This is a genomic window from Micromonospora sp. NPDC005710, from assembly GCF_040630995.1.
GTDB lineage: Bacteria > Actinomycetota > Actinomycetes > Mycobacteriales > Micromonosporaceae > Micromonospora.
The window spans coordinates 20,337-27,106 of sequence record NZ_JBEXYP010000039.1 but is presented as its reverse complement, the minus strand read 5'-3'; the positions used below and the strand labels follow the sequence as shown (position 1 = coordinate 27,106).

The following is a 6,770-nucleotide window of genomic DNA, read 5'->3' as shown; positions in this document are numbered from 1 at the left end:
CCCGTAATGCCTTGAGGCTACACGACAGCACCCGAAAGATCGGGGAGAGTACGACCCGGCTGGGCGGGTTGTTGCTGGGGGGGGGCGGGGCAGCGGGGGGGGCGGGGCGCATGGCACCGCCCCACGTTCGGGTGAACGGTTACTGCCAGGAACTCTGATTGGTGTAGACGAGGTTGCCGGGAACCACAGTGCCGTTGGTGCGGTACTCGGTGTAGGCCCAGAAGTCACCCTCGGCCAGCGGCTTGTTCGGCTTCAGCGTGAAGTTGAAGCCCTGACCGCGCTCCGCCGTCGAGGGCAGCGTGAGGGCTGCGCCCGAGTACGTGGCGTTGCGGGCGATGATGGCGTGACTCACGTCGAAGTCGACCACCGGGCCGCCGGGGTACTGCGCGAACACGTAGGCGGTGTAGCGCCCCGGTTCGGGCAGGAACTTGTACGCCTGTTCGGCGCTGGTCCAGAACCTGTCACTGCTGTAGATGAGCGTGTCGCCCTTGTACAGGTAGAGATCGAGGTTCGTGTTCGGATCAGCGGTGTTGGCCTCGACGATGATGCCCGCGGTGTTCGCCGGCACCGTGAAGTCGACCTTCTTCACCCCGCTGGCACCCGGGTCGAAGACACCGCCGTAGACGCCGGCCGGCATCGAGTACGACGTACGCCGGATCGGGGTGTAACCGGTGCTGCGACCGGCGAGTGGCCCGGTGAAGCCCGGCTGGACGAGGCCGAAGGCACCGTTGGTCATCCGGGCGAACTCCTCGCCGTCGTCGGCGTACGGCCGGGCGGCGATGCCCCAGGGGCGGGCGGCGACCGGGATGCGGGCGCTGTGGGCCTTGCCCTGCCAGGTGATCGACCCGGTCACGTACCGGTCCCAGGGCGCGCTGCCCCGACGCAGCGTGATGGTGACAGTCGCTGACGCGCCGGGTGCCAGCGTCACCGAGGACGGCGACACGGTGGCCCTCATGCCGGGCAGCCCGGACACCGACGAACGGTAGGTCTCCTTCGTCGTGCCCACATTGGTGAGGGTGCGGGTGACGGTCACCGGTCGGGTGCCGTCGTACTCGCGCAGTGAGATGGCCGGAAGGTTGAGTTCCTTGCCGTCGGGCTGGGTCGTCTCGCTGAACGCGGTCAGGTCCGCCGCCGTCGGTTGGATGACCAGGCCGGGGTCGGTGGCCTTGGCCAGGTTGACGAAGCCGCTGCCCTGCTCCAGCGGGTTGCTGGTGCCGACCGTGTCGGTGGCCGTGGTGCGCAACGCCGAGGCGACCGCGCCGGGTGACCACTCCGGGTGGGTGGCGCGCAGGACCGCCGCCGCCCCGGCCACGTGCGGCGAGGCCATCGAGGTGCCGGAGTACGCGTCGTAGTCCCGCCCGAAGTTGCCCGCCGGAGAGACCGCCGCGATGATGTTCGACCCCGGCGCGACCAGGTCCGGCTTGAAGACGCCGAGGGTCACCTTGTCCGGGCCGGTGGAGGAGAAGTCAGCGACGCTGGGTATGCCCGGGACGCTGGAGCCGTCGCCACCGGTGCGCAGCGACACCGTGGCGTCGGTGGGGTGGCGCATCAGGTAGTTGAACAGCGTGCCGGCCTGCTTCTCGGTCGGCAGATAGACCACCGGGAAGTTGAAGATGGAGTTGATCCGGTAGTTGCCGACCGGGTCGAAGACCATCATCGCCGCCCCGCCCTTGGCCTTGATCTCGGCGGCGGAGCCGAACATGTCGGACAGCGCGCAGGCGACCACCCTGTCCTTGATCTTGGCGGGGTCGAGGCTGCCGGGCTCGCAGTAGACGGCGCCCAGGTCCGGGGAGCCGGCCTGCTCGCCGAAGACCAGCGGGCGTGCGCCGCCGCCGGGCAGGGCGTCGAGCGAACCGCCGACGAGCTTCGTGCCGTCGCCCAGCTTGGCGGTGGCCTCGTCGAGCTTGGTCACCGCCGCGCCGACAGTGGTCACCCAGGGCGCGGCGTTGCTGATCGCTCCACTCACGATGCCGGTGTTGCCGGCGGACGCCGCCACGAAGACCCCGGCCAGCGTGGCGTTGAGGAACGCGATGCCGATCGGGGTGTTGGCCTCCCAGTCGCCGAGCTGCGAGCCGATCGAGAAGTTCAGCACCTGGACGCCGTCGGCGACGGCCGCGTCGATGCCGGCGATGATGTCGGCGTCGTAGCCCATGCCGCCCCAGAGCACCTTGTAGACGGCGACCTGGGCGTCGGGCGCGACCCCGGAGACGGGACCGAAGCGGCGACCGTCGATCGTGACGTTCGGTACTGACAGACCGGCGGCCGTGGACGCGGTGTGCGTACCGTGCCCGGACATGTCGCGGGGGGACAACATCTCACCCTCGGGCACCGATCCGCCGTAGGCGAGCCACGAGTCGGCGAAGTACCGGGCACCGACGATCTTGCCGTTGCAGTGTTCGGCCACGAAGCCGACCCCGGTCTGGCAGGTGCCGCGCCAGGTCGCGGGGGCGGTCATCTTCTTGGCGAACGACGCGCTCTCCGGCCAGATGCCGGTGTCCAGGACGCCGATGACCATGCCCGCGCCGGTAGCCGGGCCGGGCTTGCCGGGCTTGCCGGGCTTGCCGGGCTTGCCGGGCTTGTCCGGCTTGCCGGGCTTGTCCGGCTTGCCGGACGAATCCGCTGCCGCCGATTGGTCCAGCTCGCCAGGGCTCGGCGTGGCCGGGGTGCCGGGGACCGACGCGGTCGGCGGGGGCGTCGGGGTGCCGAGGGCCCGCGAGGCGGTGACGGCGCGGACGCGCTTGTCCGCCCGCAACGCGGTCACCTGCTGGGCGGTCAGCTTCGCCGAGAACCCGTTGAAAGCGGTGGTGTACGAGGCGGTGACCTGCACCTTCGCGGCGGCGGCGACGGCACTGCGCTGGGCGTCGAGGTGACCGCGGTAGGCCCGTGCCGGTGCCGACGTCACGTCCAGCCGGTCACCCGCCTGCGGGCGGGTCCGTGCCAGCCCGGCCGAGCCTCCGGCGTACGAGGTCAGAGGTTCCTCGGCCAGCTCGACGATGTACATGCCGGGGCGGGTGTCGGCCGCCGTGGCCTCCTGGTCGGCAGCTTTCCTGCCGCCCGGCCGGCGGTCGGCGCCGTCGGTCAGGGGGACCTTCTTGTCGGACCCGGCGGTGAAGTAGCCGGTGCGACCGCCACCCGACGGCCCCGCGGGTGCCGCCGATGCCGATCCTGCGACGCCGGTGGTACCGGTGACCAGGGCGAGGACCAGCGTCGGTAACGCCAGTCTTCGCACCCTTGTTCCGCTCGTGCTGGTAGCCACGAGGCTCCTTTCGATGGCTCCTTTGTGGAGCACTGTTCCGATCGCGACCCGCTCATGGGAGCGCTCCCCCACCTAAGCCGCCGACGGTTAATCGAGGGTTCGGAGAGTGTTTCGAATCGCTGGTGCGTATAAGATCACGTTCCGCGGGCCACGCCTAGATCAAGTTCTGCTGATGCCGCCGGAGCAGCGCGCACCGCCGACGGCGCCCACCCGCGCGCCGTGGTGGTCGTAGTTTGACCTTCGAGCTGGCGGAGGAGTTCGACGCGGCGGCGCACGCGTTCGCGCTGCTCGACGGGATGGTCACCGAGTGGCCGTGGCAGGTCCTCGGTGATGCGGTCGAGACGTTCACCAGGTCCCGTGACTGGGTGGATACGAACCGAAGCGCCGCCTAGACGGACAGACCCGCCGGCACCGGCACCTCAAGGTGCGCCAGGAGGGCGGCGACCTCAGTGTCGAGTTCCCGGCCCACCTCGTGGATCGCGTCCACCCCGAAGGAGCCGAACGCGTGACTGGGCTGCTCAATGATGAACCGTGCTCCGCCGTCGGGTCGGTCGCAGATCGCCGTGCGCAGCGGTGCGTACAGCATGACCGTCGGCTCGTGGCGGAACATCCGCTCGGCAGTGGTGTGGTTGCCCATCAGATACTCGACGCAGTGCCGGCTGTCGCCAGCGAGGTTCATCATCGGCCACAGGTCGCCGCTGCACCAGTAGATGAGGAAGGCGTGCGGTGCGCTGTCGCGCATGAGGGCGAGGACATCGTCCCAGGGGGCGTCGCGGGCTACCAAGGCGTTGAACGCCGTCGCGTCGTAGGCCGGGACGGCCTGCTCGTACTGCCGGCGGAAGTCGTCGAAGGAGCGATCGACGCTGATGTCCAGACGCCGGGCGTGATAGCCGCGTTCGGTCCATCCCTGTCCCATCGGACCCCTCCTCACCTACCGGACTACTTATCGGAACCTAGCAACAGCGGCCCGAAATGCAAGCTTAGTATTGAATTGCTGCTGATTGGCCGATGATGGGGGACGTGCGTGAACGGCGCGGAAGCACTGCTGCGGACCCTCGTCGACGGTGGGATCGAGGTGCTCTTCACGAACCCCGGCACCACCGAGCTGCACCTGGTCGGCGCGCTTGAGGCGGTTCCCGAACTACATGGCGTACTCGCGCTCTTCGAAGGCGTGGTCAGCGGTGCGGCCGACGGTTACGCCCGGATCGCGGGCAAGCCAGCCGCGACACTGCTGCATCTCGGGCCCGGGCTCGCGTACGGCCTGACGAACCTGCACAACAGCCGCCGCGCCAACTCCCCGGTGGTGAACATCGTCGGAGACCACGCGACGTTCCACACTGCGTTCGACCCACCGTTGAACTCCGACATCGCGGCGCTGGCCGGATGGCTGCGCGGCCCGGTCCGCCGTCCCGAGGACGCCGCCGGCGCCGGCCCGGATGCCGCAGCCGCCCTCGCCGCCGCCCTGGAGCCCCCCGGGCAGGTCGCCACCGTGATCATGCCGGCGGACGTGTCCTGGTCCGACGGAGGTGCGGCCGGCGCACCCGTGCGACCCCGGCCGGCACCGGCAGTGGACGACCGGACGATCACGCAGATCGCCGAGGCTCTTCGGAGCGGCGAGACGACCGCACTGGTGATCGGCGGAACGACTCTGCTCGAGGCGGGCCTGCTGGCAGCGGGGCGCATCGCCGCGGCCACCGGTGCACGCGTCTTCCAGGAGCTCTACTCCAACCGGGTCGAACGAGGAGCGGGCCTACCCTCGTTCCCCCGGCTCGGCTTCTATCCCGACCAGGTGCTCGACCAACTGCACGGGGTACGTCATGTGATCGTCGCGGGCACCAAGGCCCCAGTCTCGTTCTTCGCCTACCCCGACCAGCCGAGCCTCCTCGTGCCCGAGGGCGCCCGGACGCACGTCCTCGCCGAGGTCGGCCAGGACGCCGTCGCCGCGCTGGTCCGACTCGCCGACCTGGTGGCGCCGGACGCGGTCGCCCAGGTCAGCGACCCGCACCGACCCGCACCACCCACCGGGGCGCTGACCCTGCAGAACTGGGCCGACGTCATCGCGGCGTTGCTACCCGAGCGGGCCATCATCATCGACGAGTCCGTCAGCTCCGGCACCGCCCTCGCCGCCGCCACCGCCGGCGCTCCCCGACACGACGTGCTGATGCAGACCGGCGGTGCCATGGGCGACGGTCTGCCCCTGGCGGTCGGTGCCGCCGTCGCCGCACCCGACCGACCGGTGGTGGCGCTGGTCGCCGACGGCTGCGTGATGTACACCGCCACCGCGCTCTGGACGCAGGTACGGGAGCGGCTGAACATCACCAACGTGATCCTCAACAACCACGGGTACGCGATCCTGCGCCAGGAATGGGGATACTTCAGCAAGCAGCCCGGCCCCGCCGACCCGGACGCCAACCCGCTGTTCGACCTGACCGACCCGCAGATCGACTTCGTCGGGCTGGCGAACGCGTTCGGGATGCCCGCCACCCGCGCCACCACCGCCGAGCAACTCGCGGAGCAGTTCGCCGCGGCGTTGAACGAGCCGGGCCCGCACCTCATCGACGCCACCATCCCCGCCGTGGCCTAGTCAGACCACGTGGCGCAGGTAGCCGGCGATCGCCCCGTCGAGGACCTCCGCGCCCGGACGCGCCCACACCTCGGCGGAGAAGACCTCCACCTCGATCGGTCCGGCGTAGCCGGCCGCGTCCACCGCCTCCCGCAGCCGACGCAGCTCGATGCAGCCGTCGCCGGGCAACGCGCGGCCGAGCAGCACCCCCTCCGGCAGCGGGGTCACCCAGTCACAGACCTGGAACGCGGCGATCCGGTCGGCGGCCCGGGCGATCTGCGCGTACACCGTGTCGTCCCACCAGACGTGGTATGCGTCCACGACCACGCCGACCACCGCCGGGTCGAACCGTTCGGCGATGTCCAGTGCCTGGCCGAGGGTGGCGATCACGCACCGGTCGGCGGCGAACATCGGGTGCAGCGGCTCGATGGCCAGCCGTACCCCGGCGGCCTCGGCGTGCGGGGCCAACTCGCCGATCGCGTCGGCGACCCGACGCCGGGCGCCGTCGACGTCCCGGCTGCCGGCGGGCAGCCCACCAGAGACCAGCACCAGCTCCGGTGCCCCGAGGACGGCGGCCTCCTCGATGGCCCGCAGGTTCTCCGCCCGCCAGTCGTCGGCGGTGAAGAACCCACCCCGGCACAGTGACGTGACGGCGAGGCCGGCGTCGCTGACCAGGTTCGCCGAGCGGGCCAACCCGTACTCGGCCACCGGCTCCCGCCAGAGGCCGATCCCGGGTACGCCGGCCGCCACGCACCCGGCCACCACGTCGGGCAGCGGCCAGCGCTGGGCGGTGGCCTGATTGAACGAAAAGCGCCGCAGCTCGTCGGCGCTGTCGGCCCCCGGTGCCCCGCTCACTGGGCTGGTCTTCGCTCGCGACTGCGGGGCTCGCAACACCGGCTCACTCCTCGCGCTCACTGGGCTGGTCTTCGCTCGCGACTGCGGGGCTCGCAA

General features: G+C 70.8%; 5 protein-coding genes. 2 read left to right on the top strand and 3 right to left on the bottom strand.

Annotation, left to right across the window (positions count from 1 at the left end):
* Positions 1-139: 139 nt before the first annotated feature.
* Positions 140-3,256, bottom strand: coding sequence for a S8 family peptidase (locus ABZ406_RS30120; protein WP_357768819.1), 3,117 nt, complete (start codon positions 3,254-3,256; stop codon positions 140-142).
* Positions 3,257-3,489: 233 nt separating this feature from the next.
* Between ABZ406_RS30120 and ABZ406_RS30115 the strand changes: the two genes are divergently transcribed.
* A complete protein-coding gene (locus tag ABZ406_RS30115; protein ID WP_357768817.1) occupies positions 3,490-3,648 on the top strand; it encodes a hypothetical protein in 159 nt (52 codons plus the stop codon).
* On the opposite strand, the gene ABZ406_RS30110 is transcribed toward ABZ406_RS30115, so the two are convergent.
* A complete protein-coding gene (locus ABZ406_RS30110) occupies positions 3,645-4,172 on the bottom strand; it encodes a hypothetical protein (protein ID WP_357768815.1) in 528 nt (175 codons plus the stop codon). The genes ABZ406_RS30115 and ABZ406_RS30110 overlap by 4 nt on opposite strands.
* Before the next feature lie 108 nt (positions 4,173-4,280).
* Between ABZ406_RS30110 and ABZ406_RS30105 the strand changes: the two genes are divergently transcribed.
* Positions 4,281-5,840: an acetolactate synthase large subunit gene (locus ABZ406_RS30105; RefSeq protein ID WP_357768813.1), complete on the top strand. Its 1,560-nt coding sequence runs from the start codon at positions 4,281-4,283 to the stop codon at positions 5,838-5,840.
* On the opposite strand, the gene ABZ406_RS30100 is transcribed toward ABZ406_RS30105, so the two are convergent.
* A complete protein-coding gene (locus tag ABZ406_RS30100) occupies positions 5,841-6,674 on the bottom strand; it encodes a sugar phosphate isomerase/epimerase family protein (protein WP_357768811.1) in 834 nt (277 codons plus the stop codon).
* Positions 6,675-6,770 lie beyond the last annotated feature (96 nt).

Coding starts and splice junctions, on each gene's coding strand:
- ABZ406_RS30110 (WP_357768815.1), bottom strand. CDS start 4,172: ATGGGACAGGGATGGACCGAACGCGGCTATCACGCCCGGCGTCTGGAC.